Consider the following 16,867-nt stretch of genomic DNA (forward strand, 5'->3'; position numbering starts at 1 on the left):
TATGATTTATCAATATAAGTTCGAAAAGATCCTTACCATAAAAGAAAAAGAAAAAAGAGATGCACTATCTAAATATAATACAGCGCTGAAAAAGTTTGAAGAAGTGGCTGGAAAACTATATAAGTTCTTGAAGAAGAAAGAGGACTTACTGGCATTCCAAGAGGAAAGGTTGAGAAATGGTTTGTCCATTCAAGAAATTCGCCATCACCAGCTGTTTATGGACAATCTTGAAAAGCTCATAAGCCTTAGCCAGGAGGAAGTCATAGAAGCCCGCTATAAAATGAATGTCCTGCAAGAAGTATTAATGGAAAGAAATATTGAAGTGAAGAAGTACGAGAAAATGAAAGAAAACGATTTTCATAAATTCTTGGATATCATCAAGGAAGATGAGAATAGACAAATGGATGAAATATCTATCAGGCAATTCTTAAGTAAAGGGCGTTAGGTGATAGAATGCGTAAAAAAGAAGAACCAACTGGATTGGATGAATTGGAAGAAAGTAAAATAAGTAAATTTCAATGGTTTCTTGTCATCTTTATCCCTTTGATTTTTGCGGTGACTGTTGCATTGATCGTTTTTACTGTAGCCGGTGTGAATGTCATGGAAAAGGCTAAGGAGCTATCAGGAAAAATCCCCTTAACTGAACTATTTGAAAAAGATGATGAAAAAGTAAAACCTGCACAAGAGATTGGTAAGGATTCAAAAAGATTGGCTAGACTAGAGACTGAAATTAAAGACAAGGAAAAAGAGATAAAGAAACTTGAAAGCATCATTGACACCCGTGATCAAGCGGTCGAAAAGGCTGAGGCAGAAAAACAGCAAATACAAACTCAATTGAATCAGCTTAAAGAAAGCCAGGATGGGAGTAAACGGGCATTCAAGGACATCATACGCACATATGAAACGATGGCTCCTAAAAAATCAGCGCCAATCATTACGGAGATGAACGATGAAGATGCCGTGAAAATCTTGGCAAGTATGAAAGCTGATACATTAGCGAAGGTCTTGGAGCAGATGCCTACCGCAGATGCTGTCAGATTAACGAAGAAACTAACAGAGTCTAGTACGTAAGTCGTATGAAAGGAGGTGATTTAAACGTGAATTCGGCCATTAATTCGATGCTACCTTTGGCATCAGTGAATAAAAAAGTACAACCCAACCAGAGCCAAGGATCAAATGCCCAGTTTGGATCCGCCCTTCAATCCGCATTGACTGTAGAGACAGATTCGGACAAGACGTTGGATGCAGAATCTATCACTCTTTCGGAGGAAAAACTCACAACACTAAAGGATTTGGTGGATTTCTTGAAACAATCCAATTTAAGTGATCTTGAAGGGGGAGTAGCAGCTGAGGACTTGTTAATAAACGAGTCGTCAGGTTCGGGAGAGTTACTTTTACAGCTACTGCAAATTCTTAACGGTGATGACAAAACTAGTCTAGAGAGATTTTTTACAAGTATCGAAGAACTTGATTTAGATAGTGACCAGGAAGAGATGGCACTCGACGCTCAAAGTCTTCTCGGTGCTAATGTCATGGACCTATATACAATCCTTAAACAAGTTGCATCGTTAAGTGAAGATGAGTGGAAACAGCTCCCAATAGAGGGAACGGCAAACCTTTTAAAGCTAGTGAAAGTTCAGGAACTTCTATCAGAAACTAAAGATATGACACAGGACGAAGCATCCATCCAGAAGCAAATGAAGAACGTGCTTGATGGAATAACCGGAAAGCTTGAAAAATGGGTGTCCAATGAGCAACAGAAAAAAAGTGGAGATCTTGATTTTTCAGTTCTAGTGGACAAAGGGCAGAATAAATCTCTCGAAACGGTGAGGAATGCATTCTCTCGGATGGTAGGGGCTGATAAAGAAGGAAACAAGCAAGGTCTGGGTTTGCCAATACAGATTGTAAAGTCAGCTCACTTTAAGCTCACTCTAACGAAAAGTGGAAATTCAGGAACGCTTAGCAATGAAAAGGTTTTAAATGAAGCTATTAACCAAGGTGCAAGTGTACAGGGGCAAATCACAAAACTGGAACAGCTGGTTATGACAGCTTCCAAAGATGGACAGACGGTTAGTCAAGATGAATTCGTCAAGCGATTTGAATCCATCCTGAACAAATCAAATTTCTCAGGAACGAATGGCGTCAATAAGCTGTTAATCAGACTGAATCCTGAACACCTGGGTTCACTTAGAATTGAATTGATCCAAAAAGATGGTCTGATGACAGCAAGAATCTTAGCCACTACAGCACAAGCAAAGGATATGCTGGAGAAACAGGTTCAAGGTTTAAAGCAAGCCTTTAGCGGGCAGAACATTCAAATCGAAAAAATCGAAATTGCACAGGCCTTCAACTCTTTCAATGCAGAGAAATTCAGCCAGAAAGATGCAGAGGACCAAAGCAGACAACACCAAGAAAGCAAGCAGGAAAGTAACGAAGAATCAGAAAGTGAATTTACCAGTTCATTTGCTGAAGCCCTGTTAAATCTAGAAGTGTAGGTGAAGAAATGACGACGATTGATACATCACTCATGTTATCAAACTATCAAACCGAAACAAGAAAAACGGGGGATAATCTAGGAAAAGATGATTTCCTGAAGTTGTTGCTTACTCAACTGCAAAATCAAGACCCTTCAAGCCCGATGGACAATTCGGAGTTCATAGCCCAAATGGCGACTTTTTCATCTTTAGAACAGATGATGAATATCGGAACTAAAATGGACGAGTTGCTTGCATCCAATCAGCAAAATAGTTTGATGAACTATAACTCCTTTGTTGGTAAAGAAGTGACATGGCATAAACTTGACGAGGGTGATGAGAACCTTGCAATTGAAGAAGGAACAGGAATCGTGGATTCAATTCAATTTAAAGGAGATAAAGTTTATTTCCTTTTAGAAGATGGAACCAAACTTGAACCGGCGAATATTTCAGCCATGAAGCAGACGGGAACAGGCTCAAATAGCCTGACGACAGCAAGCGAGCTGATTGGTAAAAGTGTCACGTGGAATGATGAGAAAAACGGTGAGCAGTCGGCCATTGTAACATCAGTATCGATGAATAATGGCAAGCTGCAAATCGAAGTGGATGATGAAACAGGCACAAAATTATCAAGAGAGCAATTGATAAAAATAGCTGGCGCTTAAGGAGCGGAACGATGAATAAACTAGGCTTTCAAACTAATTCCGCTCAAGCGATACCACTGATGAAATCACCCTTGAGACAAAGGCAAACGGTCCAGCAAGGATTTCAACAGCACTTCAAGACAGCTGTAACAGATGTTGAAAAACTGACGATCAGTAAACACGCTCAAATGCGGATGAATCAAAGGAAAATAGAAATAAATCCCCAAACTTGGGATCTAATTGCCGATAAAGCAAGTGAGGCCAAAAAGATGGGAGTGACAGAGTCACTCATAATCACCGATAATGCGGCGCTCGTAGTCAGCACGAAAAATAACAAAGTTATCACTGTCATGGACCGAGATGAAGCATCGTCTCAAATTTTCACGAATATCAATGGAACCATATTACTGGATTAACGGGCCGGCCCTAGTATAGGAAGCCTAGACTGTGGAATGACAGAAGCAGTCGCTAATATGAAAGGGGAACGTTTAATATGCTTCGTTCAATGTACTCAGGAATCAGTGGGTTGAAAAACTTACAAACAAAATTGGATGTCATCGGGAATAATGTGGCTAATGTAAATACGTATGGTTTTAAGAAAAGCCGTGTTACTTTCAGTGATACGATGAACCAAACAATATCAGGGGCAAGTGCTGCAACGGAAAATAGAGGGGGGACCAATGCCAAACAAGTAGGTTTAGGATCTACAATCGCGACGATAGACACGATTCATAGTCAATCAAGCTTGCAAACTACTGGACGTGATCTAGACTTGGCTGTATCCGGTGATGGCTATTTCGTCGTTAAACAAGGTGACGCCTTATCGTATACACGTGCCGGAAATTTCTATTTAGATGATAATGGTACCCTCGTAAACTCGAGTGGATCCAAAGTACAAGCCTACAAGGTTGATGCAAATGGAAAATTATCGAATACAATCGGTGATGTAGCAGTTAACGTAAATGCTGTTTTACCGGCAGTAAAGACAACTACAGTAACCGTGAGTGAGAATCTTGCAGCAGACGCTATTAAAGGTTCCGTATTTAGTCAGCAAATCAAAGTGATTGATGATAAGGGTCAAGAACAAACGAAAACGATGTATTTTCAAAAAACATCTGAACCAAATGCTACTACTGGTTCATGGGATGTATTTGTAGACCAGGAACCACCGACTGTTCCTGGTACTACAGGTTCAGGTCAATTAACTACTCTTGCTTTTGATAATAACGGTAATTACACTTCTGGTAATAAAACAGAAGCTACCATAAATTATAATTTTTCAAACCTTACCCAAGTTGCAGGAACAACAACAGCTCTTGTCAATCCAAACGGTAATAAAGAAGGAAAACTGGAAAGCTTTAACTTCGGCGCTTCAGGTGAAATTAATGGAATATACTCAAACGGGAAAATCGTGACATTGGGTCAGTTGGCCATCGCCAAGTTCTCAAACGCTTCTGGTTTAACCAAAACTGGCGGTAGCACATTCCAGGAATCGATTAACTCAGGAACGGCGAACATCGGTGTAGCTGGGGATGGCCGCGGAACACTTGCATCCGGGTCATTGGAAATGTCCAACGTCGATTTATCCGAAGAGTTCACGGAGATGATTGTGGCTCAGCGTGGTTTCCAGTCGAATTCGCGGATCATCACGACGTCTGATGAAATTCTGCAAGAACTGGTTAACTTAAAACGATAGGTTAAGGGAGGGAGGAGCCAGGCGCTGATTTGCTCTGGCTCCTACATATTATTATTAAAGTGACAAGGCTGAATGGCAAAAGATTTCATATTAATGCATTGTACATAGATACGGTCGAATCGCTGCCGGATACGACCATTACTTTTACAAATGGCAAGAAGATTGTAGTACTTGAGAAAGAAGAGGAATTGATTCAGGCTATCATTCAATTCTACCGTTCCGTTAACGTTCTTGGATTTCAAAAAGATGGGGAGGGAAGCGTATGAAAAAAAAGCTATTGACGATTATATTGATTATGCTTGTGGCGATAACCCTGGTTGGCGTCATAGCAGTAGTGGTTGTTACGAAGTTATCTGACCCCACATCAGCAGAGGACAAGCCAAGTATAGATGAAATTGTTAAATCTTCTGTAGAAATTCCGGAGATTACGACGAATCTAGCGGGCAATGATTATATTAAAATATCATTTATGGTCCAGACAGATAGTAAAAAGGCTAAAGAAGAACTCGAAAAAAGGAATTTTCAAGTGAAAAATATCATTATAACCGAGCTTTCCGAAATGAAGGCAACAGAATTGACAGGTAAAAAGGGCAAGGAAAAACTTCAGAATACATTACAGACTAAAATTAATGAATTAATGGAAGAAGGAAAAGTTGAAAAGGTTTATATAACCTCCTCGATCCTTCAATAAGAACATCCTGACTTCATTAAATAAGAAGGGGAAGTTTTGGAGGTGAATGCTAATGTCCGGGGAAATATTATCGCAAAATGAAATTGATGCACTACTATCAGCGATTTCTACAGGAGAAATGGATGCAGATGATTTAAAGAAAGAAGAAATAGAAAAAAGGGTGAAAGTGTACGACTTCAAGAGAGCGCTCCGGTTCTCGAAAGACCAAATCAGGAGTTTGACACGCATCCATGACAATTTCGCAAGGTTATTGACAACCTACTTTTCAGCGCAGCTAAGAACCTATGTTCAAATTTCGGTCGCTTCCGCTGACCAAATCCCTTATGAAGAATTTATACGGTCCATCCCCAAAATGACGATTTTGAATGTATTCGAGGTCCCACCTTTGGATGGTCGCATCATACTGGAGGTCAACCCGAATATTGCGTATTCCATGATGGACCGGGTGTTGGGGGGCAGGGGCGTCAGTGCAAATAAAGTCGACAGTCTAACGGAAATCGAAACGAAAATCATGTCAAATCTCTTTGAGAAGGCTTTTGAGAATTTACAGGAAGCCTGGGAGACGATTGTCGAAATCGAACCGGTGATGACGGAATTCGAAGTGAATCCGCAGTTCTTACAGCTAGTTTCACCCAATGACACAGTGGTGGTCATCTCGTTGAATACCCAGATTGGTGAAACAAGCGGAATGATCAATATATGTATACCGCACGTCGTTTTAGAACCGATTATACCAAAGTTATCTGCTCATTACTGGATGGAAACTTCCCAAAAAGAAAGACTGCCTGAGGAAATCAAGGTCTTGGAAACGCGTATCAGGAATTCAGACCTCCCAATCATTTCCGAACTTGGAACCACTGATATTACCATACAGGATTTTCTGCTTCTTGATGTAGGTGATGTTATCGATTTAAATCAGGCAATCGATCAACCTTTATTAATTAAAGTTGGAGGAATTCCAAAATATAGTGGGCAACCAGGCAAAGTAGGTAAAAAACATGCCATCCAGATTCTTGATATTTTGAAAGGGGGAGACGAAGATGGTAAGTGACGAAATGCTTTCACAAGACGAAATAGATGCCCTTTTAAAAGGTACAGACGATACAGATGAAGAGGTAAGCTCGCTTCCCATTGCTGATTATTTATCAGCAATGGAACTGGATGCACTCGGTGAAATCGGGAATATCTCTTTCGGAAGCTCAGCAACTGCATTATCCACCTTATTGAACCAAAAGGTGGATATCACGACTCCGACTGTTACCATCATTGAAAAAGGTAAAATAGCAGAGGAGTTTCCACAGCCATATGTGGCCATCCAAGTAAGGTATACGGAGGGGTTTTCCGGTATCAATATGCTTGTCATCAAGCAAAGTGATGCAGCCATCATCGCCGATTTGATGTTGGGTGGTGATGGATTAAGTCCTTCGGATATGCTAGGGGAAATCCAATTAAGTGCGGTCCAGGAAGCAATGAATCAAATGATGGGGTCCGCCGCTACGTCAATGTCGACCATTTTCAGCAAAAAGGTTGATATTTCTCCACCTAGCATAGACTTACTCAATTTTTTGAACGGCGAAGGCGAGGACGCCATCCCGAACGAAGATCTATTTGCAAAAATTTCGTTCCGGCTGCGCGTCGGTGATTTAATTGATTCAAGCATCATGCAGTTATTGCCTTTAGAGTTCGCTAAGGGGTTGGTCGATGAACTATTGAATGGTACCGGAGATAGTGAACCTGCCGAAATTCCAAAAACGATGGAACAGGTGGCCAAAAATCAGCCGCAGAGCATTCCGACACAAGCGACTGTTCAATCACAGATGCCCATTACGAACCAATCAGTCCATGATCCATATGGACAAATGCCTTATCAGGCACAACAACAGACTTATCAAATGCCTAATGAACCTCAGCATTTTGGTTCACCAAGTGCATCCAATGGTAAGCCTGTAAATATCCAACCAGCTAGTTTCACAAGTTTTCAGCCTTATCAACTTCAAGAATCGGAAACGAAGAACCTCAGCATGCTGATGGACATTCCACTTCAAGTAACGGTAGAACTTGGCAGGACAAAGCGTTCGGTCAAGGAAATCCTGGAGTTGTCATCCGGTTCTATCATTGAATTGGATAAACTGGCTGGGGAACCTGTTGATATTCTTGTAAACAGCCGGTTAATCGCAAAGGGTGAAGTTGTTGTCATTGATGAAAACTTTGGAGTTCGAGTTACTGATATTATGAGTCAGAGCGACCGATTAAAAAAAATTAGATAAAATTTGGGGGAAGAAACAAAATGGCAAATAGAATATTAATTGTAGACGATGCAGCATTTATGAGAATGATGATCAAGGACATTCTTTCTAAAAATGGCTTTGAGATTGTCGGGGAAGCGGCAGATGGAGCCCAAGCAGTTGAGAAATATAAAGAAACGCACCCGGATCTTGTAACGATGGATATAACGATGCCTGAAATGGATGGAATTACCGCATTAAAGGAAATTAAAAAGGTAAATCCTCAAGCCAAGGTCATCATGTGCTCTGCAATGGGCCAACAAGCAATGGTCATTGATGCCATCCAAGCGGGAGCCAAAGACTTCATTGTAAAACCGTTCCAAGCCGATCGCGTATTGGAAGCCATAAATAAAGCACTAAGCTAACTAAGAGGGTGTCTTCATATTGTTTGCTTTTAAAAAATGGCTTCAAGTTTCACTAGCGCTAGTCATTTTGTTTTGCGGGGCCATTCAGGTCCATGCACAAGATCAGGATGACACAGTAAAGAATTTTTTTGAGCCAGAAAATTCAAAAACGGATAAAACTGATAAATCAAAAGAATCCCTTTCTACCGATTCCCAATCTACCGATGAAGCAACGAATCCTGAAAAAGTGGGGATTACTGGATGGGAGTTCCTCAGGATGATTCTTGCGACCATTTTTGTGGTCGTGCTGCTCTATATAGTTTTAAGATTTGTAGGAAAGAAAAGCAAAACGTATCAAAAAGCCAATTCGGTTGAGAATCTGGGAGGTACGAGTCTCGGGGCAAACCGATCCGTACAGCTTGTAAAAGTCGGAGGAAGGATTCTAGTCGTAGGCGTTGGTGAAAACATCCAACTTTTAAAGGAAATAGATGATCCAAAAGAATATGAACAGCTGATAGAAGATTACAATGGGAAAATGGACCAGATGATCCAGCCAAGAGATTTTGTGGCAAAAATGAAAGGCAAATGGCTGAAAAAGGATGAAACAGAGACTAATAGTTTTTCCTCGGAGTTCAAAAATCAGCTCGAGAAAATGTCTAAAAGCAGGAAGAAGCTGTTAAAAGAACTTGATAGGAAAGGAAGAGACAAAGAATGAATGAGTTCATGGAGTTCTTTAACAACAGTGATCCCACTAGCGTCTCTACTTCCGTCAAGTTAGTTCTTTTGCTAACCGTTTTATCTCTTGCTCCTAGTATATTGATTTTAATGACGTGTTTTACGAGGATCATCATCGTACTCAGTTTTGTCAGGACTTCGCTGGCGACGCAACAGATGCCGCCGAACCAGGTACTGGTCGGCTTGGCTCTTTTCATGACTTTTTTCATCATGGCTCCCACTTTCCAGGAAGTGAATGAGAAGGCATTGACTCCTTTATTTAATGAAGAAATTGATTTGGAAGAGGCGTATGAGCAAGCAGCGATTCCTTTTAAGGAATTTATGAGCGCTCATACGAGACAGAAAGACCTGGCCTTATTTCTTGACTATGCCCAGGTAGAACAGCCAAAAACGATACAGGATATCCCCTTGACTGCTTTTGTTCCAGCATTTGCAATCAGTGAAATTAAAACGGCCTTTCAAATAGGATTCATGATTTTCATTCCTTTTTTAGTGATAGATATGGTCATTGCCAGCGTCCTGATGTCAATGGGAATGATGATGTTACCGCCGGTCATGATTTCCCTCCCATTCAAGATCCTTCTCTTCATTCTTGTTGATGGTTGGTATTTAGTAGTGAAGTCATTATTACAGAGTTTTTAAGCAGGTGAGAAAAGATGAGTGCAGATTATGTGATTGATGTAGCAGAAAAAGGAATTTATATGGTGTTGATTATTGCGGGTCCGTTGATGTTGATAGCTCTTGTGGTCGGGTTATTAGTAAGTATCTTTCAGGCAACCACTCAGATTCAGGAGCAGACATTGGCCTTCGTTCCGAAAATTGTGGCTGTTTTATTGGCGCTTATTTTATTGGCCCCATGGATGCTCAGTCATCTATTATCATATGCCAATGATATATTCGGTAATTTGAATCGATTTGTAGGTTAGGGCATGGAAGAAATATTCCCTTACTTTCCTGCTTTTTTATTAATAGTAGTCAGGGTTACTACCTTTTTCGTGGCCATGCCGATTTTTTCGTATCGATCAATTCCGATACAGCACAGAATCGGGTTGGGGGTTTTCCTGGCTTGGATCATGTACTATACCATCGATGCCCCGGTTCTGGATTTGGATGTGACTTTTTATTTATTGATCATGAAGGAAGCACTTGTAGGACTTTTCATTGGGTTTGCTGCTTATATGATCTTGTCTGCGGTCCAAATTGCCGGTGGGTTAATCGATTTTCAACTGGGCTTTTCGATAGCGAATGTCATCGATCCACAAACAGGAGCACAAAGTCCCTTGATGGGACAATATTTATACACGATAGCCCTATTGTTTCTATTAAGCACCAATGGTCATCATTTACTACTGGATGGAATCTTTTATAGCTATCAATTTATCCCGATTGACCAATTGTTCGTCCCGTTCGGCGACCAAACAATAATTGAGTACTTGGCCAAGGCGTTTAGTAAAGCATTTATGATTGCCTTTCAAATGGCAATCCCAGTAGTGGGGAGCATATTTTTAGTGGATGTCACGCTTGGTATCCTAGCAAGGACCGTTCCTCAACTAAATGTTTTTGTTGTCGGCATCCCTGTGAAAATCATCGTGGGTTTAGCGATTGTCATCATAGTCATGGGAATGATGATGACGGTTGTGTCACAGTTATTTAACTTCATGCTCCTGACGATGCGTCAGTTAATGCAGCTGATCGGGGGCTTATGACAATGGAATGGATACAACTGGATTTACAGTTTTTCGCCGGTGAAAAAACGGAAAAGGCAACCCCCAAAAAACGTCAGGATTCAAAGAAAAAAGGGCAAGTTGCCAAAAGCCAGGATGTCAACACCTCAGTTAATTTAATCACTGTATTCTCAGTGTTGCTGTTGATGGGACCCTATATGTACAATCATTTACTCTCCCTTATGAAGAAATACCTACAGAACTTCACGATGGCCGATTTCAGTGAAGAGGGGATGCAAGTCATTTTGCTCGAAATTCTTGTAGAGATGGGACTTGTTCTGGGTCCTGTTTTTCTGGCAGCAGTGGTAGCAGGGATTTTGGCCAATGTGATGCAAATCGGTTTTATGTTTTCTACGGAATCAATCCAGTTCAAGCTCGAAAAGCTGGACCCCATTAAAGGGTTTAAACGAATTTTTTCCATGAGGGCAATTGTTGAATTATTGAAATCCATTCTTAAAATATCATTTGTTGGTTTTGTTGCTTTTTATGTACTTTGGAACCGTATGGAAGAGATCATGATTTTATCACAGATATCTGTGGCAGATGCAATGGCAACATTGGCGGATATTACGATTAAAGTAGGGTATTATGCTGCCGTGGCTTTATTGTTCATTGCACTATTGGACTATATGTATCAAAAATATGACTTTGAAAAAAACATCCGGATGTCTAAGCAAGATATTAAGGATGAATATAAAAATTCTGAAGGCGACCCGCTCATTAAATCTAAGATCAGGCAAAAGCAACGTCAGATGGCTGCCCAGAGAATGATGCAGGAAGTGCCGAATGCGGACGTTGTCATTACAAACCCCACGCATTTTGCCATTGCTCTAAAATATGATGAAAATGAAGCGGAAGCTCCCTTTGTCGTGGCGAAGGGTGTGGATTTTGTTGCTCAGAAGATTAAATATATCGCGAAAGAAAATGATGTCGTCATGGTGGAAAATCGGCCTTTGGCAAGATCGTTATATGATCAAGCCGAAGTGGGACAAGCGATACCGGAAGAGTTTTTTAAGGCAGTCGCTGAAATACTGGCCTTTGTATATAAAACGAAAGGCAAGCTTTAAAAGGTAGATTGTTACCTGTTAGTTAGGAGAGAAAAACATGCGAGCAAGAGATTTGGTTGTTATATCGAGTGTCATCATGATTGTCGCCATGTTGGTCATACCATTACCAACTTGGTTATTAAGTATCTTACTTCTTTTAAATATATCTCTTGCGCTGTTGGTTCTATTGACTACGATGAATATGAAAGAGCCGCTTGAGTTTTCAATCTTTCCGTCGCTGCTCTTATTATTAACACTATTCAGACTCGGATTGAATGTGTCCACGACTCGTGCCATTTTGACGTATGGAGATGCTGGCGGTGTCGTTGAAACCTTTGGCTCCTTCGTGGTTGGAGGGAATGTTCTTGTAGGCTTAGTGGTATTTATAATCTTGGTCATCATCAATTTCATTGTCATCACGAAAGGGTCCGAAAGGGTATCTGAAGTAGCGGCAAGGTTTACGCTGGATGCGATGCCTGGGAAACAGATGGCCATTGACGCGGATTTGAACGCTGGGATGATATCTGAAGGCGAAGCACGTACAAGGCGAGAAAAAATCAGCAACGAAGCCGATTTCTATGGATCCATGGACGGGGCGAGCAAGTTCGTAAAAGGTGATGCCATAGCAGGTATAATCATTGTCATCATCAACTTGATTTTTGGGATGATCATCGGTGTCATGCAATTGGACATGAGCTTTGGCGAATCAGCCGTCCATTTTTCCATGTTATCGGTGGGCGATGGAATCGTCAGCCAAGTGCCGGCATTACTGATTTCAACGGCTACAGGGATTGTCGTGACTCGTGCAGCCTCTAATGGAAATTTAGGCGCGGATATCGTTGAGCAGTTATTTCAATTTCCTAAAATGCTGTACTTGACTGCAGCAACAATTTTCCTCCTGGGATTATTCACCCCCATATCGGATGTATTCACAATGCCGATTGCCGCTTTGTTGGTTCTGGGTGGATATGTCATTTCCAAAACACCACAACCTGATGAAAATGAAATCCAGGAGATGGAAGAAGTATTGGAAACGGACGAAATGAAAAGTCCTGAAAGCGTCGTGAACCTTTTGAGTGTCGACCCCATTGAATTTGAATTTGGCTATGGACTAATCCCCCTTGCCGATACGAATCAGGGAGGAGACCTTCTCGATCGGGTGGTCATGATCCGCAGACAGCTGGCAATCGAAATGGGTCTGATCATCCCGGTGGTGCGGATTCGGGATAATATCCAGTTGAATCCTAATGAGTATCGCTTGAAGATCAAGGGAAGTGAAATTGCCAACGGAGAATTACTTTTGAACCACTATTTAGCCATGAGTCCTGGCATAGAGGACGATACAATAGAAGGAATCGATACGGTTGAACCGTCATTCGGTCTGCCTGCTAAATGGATTACGGAAGACATGAAAGAGCATGCGGAAATGATGGGCTATACCGTGGTGGATCCTCCGAGTGTGGTTTCCACGCATTTAACGGAAGTCATCAAAGCTAATGCCCATGAACTTTTGGGCAGGCAGGAAACGAAACAATTAATCGATCATCTACGAGAAACATCGCCGATTCTCGTAGAGGAGGTCACCCCGAATCCATTATCGATTGGGGATGTCCAAAAGGTCTTGGCAAAACTATTGAAAGAAAAAGTTTCGATAAGGAACTTACCAATCATTTTTGAAACGCTTGCTGATTATGGAAAGTTATCTACTGATACCGATTTGCTCACTGAATATGTAAGGCAGAATTTAGCAAGGCAAATTACGAACTCCTTTATTTCAGGAGAAAACCGGATAAAAGTCATCACTTTATCGGGAAAAGTGGAGAAGGCGATTGCAGATGCGGTACAACAAACTGAACATGGTAACTTTTTATCGCTCGATCCGACTGTATCCCAGTCGATACTAGAGGCGATTGCCAGTAAATTGGAGGAGCTGACTTTGATGGATCATCAACCGATTGTGCTTTGCTCCCCAGCTGTACGTATGTACGCTCGACAATTGACAGAACGTTATTTTCCCAATGTACCGATTCTTTCATACAATGAACTCGAATCAAATGTAGAAGTACAAAGTGTAGGGGTGGTGAATATTGATTGAGAGTAAAGAAATATATGGCACCTTCCATGTCTGAAGCCATGAAGCAGATACGACAAGAGTTAGGCAGTGAAGCGGTCATTTTAAGTTCGAAAGCGGTATTCACGGGTGGTTTTCTAGGGTTGTTCAAGAAAAGGAATATTGAAGTCATGGCTGCCATCGATCCCGTTTCACAGCCCGCCCAACCCGTAACTAAACAAAAAGAGAAAAAGCTGCCTGTAAAACCGGCACTTGAGAGTACTAAAGCGAAAAACAATGAACAGGCTGCATCAAAACAAATCAACCGGGGAGATGTTGAACTGGTAAAGGAAATTGAGGGGTTAAAAGGGATGATAAGAAATATACAAATCCCATCACACGCCCATTATCCGGAGAAATTACAACAAGTTTATGAGTATCTTATCGAACAGGATGTCGATACAGTTATCCGCTCACAAATCATGGACGAGCTCCTTGATAAATGGTTTGCTACTAAAGCGGATTCTACTGATGAAGAGATTAAAAACTGGCTAGAAGCATCTTTGTGTAAACTAGTGGATCAGGTACCGAATGGAAGGCCCGGCCTGCAGAAGAAATATATTAATATTGTAGGTCCGACAGGTGTTGGCAAGACAACAACTTTAGCCAAGGTAGCAGCAGAGACCATGCTGAAGCATGATAAGAAGGTAGCTTTCATTACAACCGACACGTATAGGATAGCTGCTATCGATCAGTTGAAGACATATGCAAAGATTCTAAACGTTCCAATCGAAGTGGCTTATAACTTGGAAGATTTCAAAAAAGCCACAGAACGCTTTTCTCATTACGATTATGTGTTCATCGATACAGCTGGAAGGAATTTTCGCAATCCGCAGTATGTTAAAGACCTAGGGGAAATCATCCACTTCACAGATGAGATGGAAACGTACTTAGTGCTTTCATTGACTTCGAAGCAAAAGGACATGGAGGATATTTATCGACAGTTCACGACGATTCCGATTAAGCAGGTCATTTTTACGAAAGCGGATGAAACGTCTACTTTTGGTTCGATCTTTAATTTTATTCACACTCATAAATTGGGGGTAGCTTATATAACAAATGGACAAAATGTGCCAGATGATATTGAAAAAGCAACTTCATCCAATTTATTGAAGATGGTTCTTGGAGCTAAAGATTATGAAAGATCAAGCTGAAAACCTAAGAAGGAGACTGGAATTGCAAAAAAACCATTCAATGGCCAAGACACTTGCCATCTTGAGTGGAAAAGGTGGAGTCGGTAAATCCAACTTTTCTTTGAACTTTGCCATTTCCTTGTCGAAACTGGGAAAAAAGGTATTGTTGTTCGATATGGATATTGGAATGGGGAATATAGATATCTTATTTGGGCAGCATTCTCCATATAGCATCGTTGATTTTTTTGAAGATGGTCTAAGCTTGAAAGAGATCATGACCACAGGACCGGAACAAATTTCCGTAATAACAGGTGGAACGGGGCTGACCCACCTTTTTACTTTAGATGAAGATAAATATGCACGTTTTACTGAAGAATTTGGTTCTCTGCTAGAGAGTTATGATTATATATTGTTTGATATGGGGGCCGGTATCACACAGGATTCCGCAAAATTCCTTTTGTGTGTGGATGAGTTAATCATCATCACAACCCCAGAACCGACTTCTGTGATGGATGCTTACTCTACGATGAAATACATTCATTCAGTAAATGATGAGATTCCATTTTTTCTCGTTTGCAATAGAGTGTTCACGAAAAAGGAAGGGAAAGAAACGATGATCAGACTTCAAAATGCCCTGAGAAAATTCCTTGGAGCGGAGATGGTTACACTTGGATATCTCCCCGATGATAGATCCGTTTCCAAAGCGGTTTTCAAGCAAATTCCTTTTATCCTTTCTTATCCTGATGCGGCTGTTTCCAAATCTCTAATCGAGATTGTATCTAGATATGTAAATCATGGCTTTGGTGAAGAATCAATTATACAAAAAAGTAATTTCCTGCAAAATATGAAACGATATTTTCTTGGAAAGTAGGTTTCCTTATATGGAAAAGGTTAAAGTGTTGATAGTGGATGATTCCGCGTTTATGAGGAAGCTGATTTCTGAACTTTTAGCAGAAGATAATAGAATGGAAATCATTGGTACGGCCAGGAACGGTAAAGATGCTTTATTAAAAATAAAATCGCTGAAACCGGATGTCGTCACCTTGGATGTTGAAATGCCGGTTATGGATGGATTAGAAGCGTTAAACCGGATTATGGAAGAATGTCCGACAGCAGTGGTCATGCTATCAAGCACGACGAAGGAGGGGACGGAAAGTACATGTATCGCCATGCAGAGTGGCGCCATTGACTTTATTGCTAAGCCTTCAGGGGCTATTTCACTGGATTTACATAAAATTAAGGAAGAACTATGTGAGAAAGTTATGGCAGCCAGCCTTGCAAATGTTCACAAACTACAAAAAAGTGCGATAAATGTTGAAAGAAACCCATCAGACTGGAAAAAATATAGTAAAATAGAATCAAAAGGAATTAGCGATATTGATAATGATATGAAAAAATGGTTCCATGGGAATAAAAAGATTGTAGTTATTGGTACATCGACAGGAGGACCAAGGGCTTTGCAGACAGTATTGACGGGTCTCCCGGAAAATATCGATGCCCCTATTCTGATCGTCCAGCATATGCCTCCCAGCTTCACGAAATCCTTAGCCAATAGGCTCAATTCATTATCGAGGATACGGGTAAAGGAAGCGGAAGATGGGGAGTTGATTCAAAAAGGAGTAGCTTATATCGCTCCGGGGGGCTTCCATTTCAAAGTGAAAAAAGTTGGGTTGAGCCTTGCGGTAGAATTGGATCAATCCGAGCAGCGAAATGGGCACCGTCCTTCGGTGGATGTACTTTTCGAATCAGTAAGTGAAATAGCGGAATTTGCAAAAATAGCTGTTGTCATGACTGGAATGGGTATGGATGGTTCAAGCGGGCTTACCAAGTTGAAAAGAACTGGTCCCTTAAAGGCAATAGCAGAGTCACAGGAGACGTCAATTGTCTTTGGAATGCCAAAGGCGGCGATTGCTACCAATTTAATAGATAGCATAGAGGATGTAGATAAAATAGCAAAAGCCATAATTGGCTATTGCTAACATACG

20 protein-coding genes are annotated in these 16,867 nt (G+C 41.0%); all 20 read left to right on the forward strand.

Annotated features, from left to right (window positions below; genetic code table 11):
- Position 1: 1 nt before the first annotated feature.
- The 20 genes from fliJ to AC503W_RS07465 all read left to right on the forward strand — a co-directional run bounded on the left by fliJ (position 2) and on the right by AC503W_RS07465 (position 16,861).
- The gene (fliJ, locus tag AC503W_RS07370) at positions 2–445 is read left to right on the forward strand and encodes a flagellar export protein FliJ (RefSeq protein ID WP_402868333.1); all 444 of its coding nucleotides are present in this window, start codon (positions 2–4) and stop codon (positions 443–445) included.
- 8 nt (positions 446–453) lie between these two features.
- Positions 454–1,071: a MotE family protein gene (locus AC503W_RS07375; RefSeq protein ID WP_402987891.1), complete on the forward strand. Its 618-nt coding sequence runs from the start codon at positions 454–456 to the stop codon at positions 1,069–1,071.
- 26 nt (positions 1,072–1,097) lie between these two features.
- Positions 1,098–2,495, forward strand: a complete 1,398-nt coding sequence (locus tag AC503W_RS07380; RefSeq protein WP_402987894.1) for a flagellar hook-length control protein FliK — start codon at positions 1,098–1,100, stop codon at positions 2,493–2,495.
- Positions 2,496–2,503: 8 nt separating this feature from the next.
- Complete coding sequence (gene flgD, locus AC503W_RS07385; protein WP_402987897.1) at positions 2,504–3,139, forward strand: flagellar hook assembly protein FlgD; 636 nt, start codon at positions 2,504–2,506, stop codon at positions 3,137–3,139.
- Positions 3,140–3,150: 11 nt separating this feature from the next.
- Positions 3,151–3,534: a TIGR02530 family flagellar biosynthesis protein gene (locus tag AC503W_RS07390; protein ID WP_402987900.1), complete on the forward strand. Its 384-nt coding sequence runs from the start codon at positions 3,151–3,153 to the stop codon at positions 3,532–3,534.
- Between the two features lie 77 nt (positions 3,535–3,611).
- A complete protein-coding gene (gene flgF / locus AC503W_RS07395) occupies positions 3,612–4,814 on the forward strand; it encodes a flagellar basal-body rod protein FlgF (protein ID WP_402987903.1) in 1,203 nt (400 codons plus the stop codon).
- 50 nt (positions 4,815–4,864) lie between these two features.
- On the forward strand, positions 4,865–5,080 hold the full coding sequence (locus tag AC503W_RS07400; protein ID WP_402988021.1) for a flagellar FlbD family protein: 216 nt from the start codon (positions 4,865–4,867) through the stop codon (positions 5,078–5,080).
- Positions 5,077–5,505 carry a flagellar basal body-associated protein FliL gene (fliL, locus tag AC503W_RS07405; RefSeq protein WP_427650989.1) on the forward strand — a complete coding sequence of 143 codons (429 nt, stop codon included), beginning with the start codon at positions 5,077–5,079 and terminating at the stop codon, positions 5,503–5,505. The genes AC503W_RS07400 and fliL overlap by 4 nt, the downstream gene beginning before the upstream one ends.
- Before the next feature lie 52 nt (positions 5,506–5,557).
- Positions 5,558–6,556: a flagellar motor switch protein FliM gene (gene fliM / locus AC503W_RS07410; protein ID WP_402868343.1), complete on the forward strand. Its 999-nt coding sequence runs from the start codon at positions 5,558–5,560 to the stop codon at positions 6,554–6,556.
- On the forward strand, positions 6,546–7,772 hold the full coding sequence (fliY, locus tag AC503W_RS07415) for a flagellar motor switch phosphatase FliY (RefSeq protein ID WP_494916596.1): 1,227 nt from the start codon (positions 6,546–6,548) through the stop codon (positions 7,770–7,772). The genes fliM and fliY overlap by 11 nt, the downstream gene beginning before the upstream one ends.
- A 20-nt stretch (positions 7,773–7,792) precedes the next feature.
- Entirely contained in the window at positions 7,793–8,155 is a 363-nt protein-coding gene (gene cheY / locus AC503W_RS07420) for a chemotaxis protein CheY (protein ID WP_063231856.1), read from the forward strand.
- A gap of 19 nt (positions 8,156–8,174) precedes the next feature.
- Positions 8,175–8,849: a flagellar biosynthetic protein FliO gene (locus AC503W_RS07425; protein WP_427650991.1), complete on the forward strand. Its 675-nt coding sequence runs from the start codon at positions 8,175–8,177 to the stop codon at positions 8,847–8,849.
- Positions 8,846–9,511 (forward strand): flagellar type III secretion system pore protein FliP, encoded by a 666-nt coding sequence (gene fliP / locus AC503W_RS07430; protein WP_402868349.1) that lies wholly within the window; start codon positions 8,846–8,848, stop codon positions 9,509–9,511. The genes AC503W_RS07425 and fliP overlap by 4 nt, the downstream gene beginning before the upstream one ends.
- A gap of 14 nt (positions 9,512–9,525) precedes the next feature.
- The gene (fliQ, locus tag AC503W_RS07435; RefSeq protein ID WP_402868351.1) at positions 9,526–9,795 is read left to right on the forward strand and encodes a flagellar biosynthesis protein FliQ; all 270 of its coding nucleotides are present in this window, start codon (positions 9,526–9,528) and stop codon (positions 9,793–9,795) included.
- Between the two features lie 3 nt (positions 9,796–9,798).
- A complete protein-coding gene (fliR, locus tag AC503W_RS07440; protein ID WP_402868354.1) occupies positions 9,799–10,575 on the forward strand; it encodes a flagellar biosynthetic protein FliR in 777 nt (258 codons plus the stop codon).
- Between the two features lie 2 nt (positions 10,576–10,577).
- Positions 10,578–11,660: a flagellar biosynthesis protein FlhB gene (gene flhB / locus AC503W_RS07445; RefSeq protein ID WP_402868355.1), complete on the forward strand. Its 1,083-nt coding sequence runs from the start codon at positions 10,578–10,580 to the stop codon at positions 11,658–11,660.
- Between the two features lie 37 nt (positions 11,661–11,697).
- Complete coding sequence (flhA, locus tag AC503W_RS07450) at positions 11,698–13,734, forward strand: flagellar biosynthesis protein FlhA (RefSeq protein WP_402868357.1); 2,037 nt, start codon at positions 11,698–11,700, stop codon at positions 13,732–13,734.
- A complete protein-coding gene (gene flhF, locus AC503W_RS07455; protein ID WP_427686386.1) occupies positions 13,731–14,903 on the forward strand; it encodes a flagellar biosynthesis GTPase FlhF in 1,173 nt (390 codons plus the stop codon). Before flhA ends, flhF begins: the two co-directional genes overlap by 4 nt.
- A complete protein-coding gene (locus AC503W_RS07460; RefSeq protein ID WP_494916601.1) occupies positions 14,887–15,753 on the forward strand; it encodes a MinD/ParA family protein in 867 nt (288 codons plus the stop codon). The genes flhF and AC503W_RS07460 overlap by 17 nt, the downstream gene beginning before the upstream one ends.
- A 10-nt stretch (positions 15,754–15,763) precedes the next feature.
- The gene (locus AC503W_RS07465; protein WP_494916603.1) at positions 15,764–16,861 is read left to right on the forward strand and encodes a protein-glutamate methylesterase/protein-glutamine glutaminase; all 1,098 of its coding nucleotides are present in this window, start codon (positions 15,764–15,766) and stop codon (positions 16,859–16,861) included.
- Positions 16,862–16,867: the final 6 nt, after the last annotated feature.

This window comes from Peribacillus suis, from assembly GCF_059384845.1.

Coding starts and splice junctions, on each gene's coding strand:
- fliJ (WP_402868333.1), top strand. CDS start 2: ATGATTTATCAATATAAGTTCGAAAAGATCCTTACCATAAAAGAAAAA.
- AC503W_RS07375 (WP_402987891.1), top strand. CDS start 454: ATGCGTAAAAAAGAAGAACCAACTGGATTGGATGAATTGGAAGAAAGT.
- flgD (WP_402987897.1), top strand. CDS start 2,504: ATGACGACGATTGATACATCACTCATGTTATCAAACTATCAAACCGAA.
- AC503W_RS07390 (WP_402987900.1), top strand. CDS start 3,151: ATGAATAAACTAGGCTTTCAAACTAATTCCGCTCAAGCGATACCACTG.
- flgF (WP_402987903.1), top strand. CDS start 3,612: ATGCTTCGTTCAATGTACTCAGGAATCAGTGGGTTGAAAAACTTACAA.
- fliL (WP_427650989.1), top strand. CDS start 5,077: ATGAAAAAAAAGCTATTGACGATTATATTGATTATGCTTGTGGCGATA.
- fliM (WP_402868343.1), top strand. CDS start 5,558: ATGTCCGGGGAAATATTATCGCAAAATGAAATTGATGCACTACTATCA.
- fliY (WP_494916596.1), top strand. CDS start 6,546: ATGGTAAGTGACGAAATGCTTTCACAAGACGAAATAGATGCCCTTTTA.
- cheY (WP_063231856.1), top strand. CDS start 7,793: ATGGCAAATAGAATATTAATTGTAGACGATGCAGCATTTATGAGAATG.
- fliP (WP_402868349.1), top strand. CDS start 8,846: ATGAATGAGTTCATGGAGTTCTTTAACAACAGTGATCCCACTAGCGTC.
- fliQ (WP_402868351.1), top strand. CDS start 9,526: ATGAGTGCAGATTATGTGATTGATGTAGCAGAAAAAGGAATTTATATG.
- fliR (WP_402868354.1), top strand. CDS start 9,799: ATGGAAGAAATATTCCCTTACTTTCCTGCTTTTTTATTAATAGTAGTC.
- flhB (WP_402868355.1), top strand. CDS start 10,578: ATGGAATGGATACAACTGGATTTACAGTTTTTCGCCGGTGAAAAAACG.
- flhA (WP_402868357.1), top strand. CDS start 11,698: ATGCGAGCAAGAGATTTGGTTGTTATATCGAGTGTCATCATGATTGTC.
- AC503W_RS07460 (WP_494916601.1), top strand. CDS start 14,887: ATGAAAGATCAAGCTGAAAACCTAAGAAGGAGACTGGAATTGCAAAAA.
- AC503W_RS07465 (WP_494916603.1), top strand. CDS start 15,764: ATGGAAAAGGTTAAAGTGTTGATAGTGGATGATTCCGCGTTTATGAGG.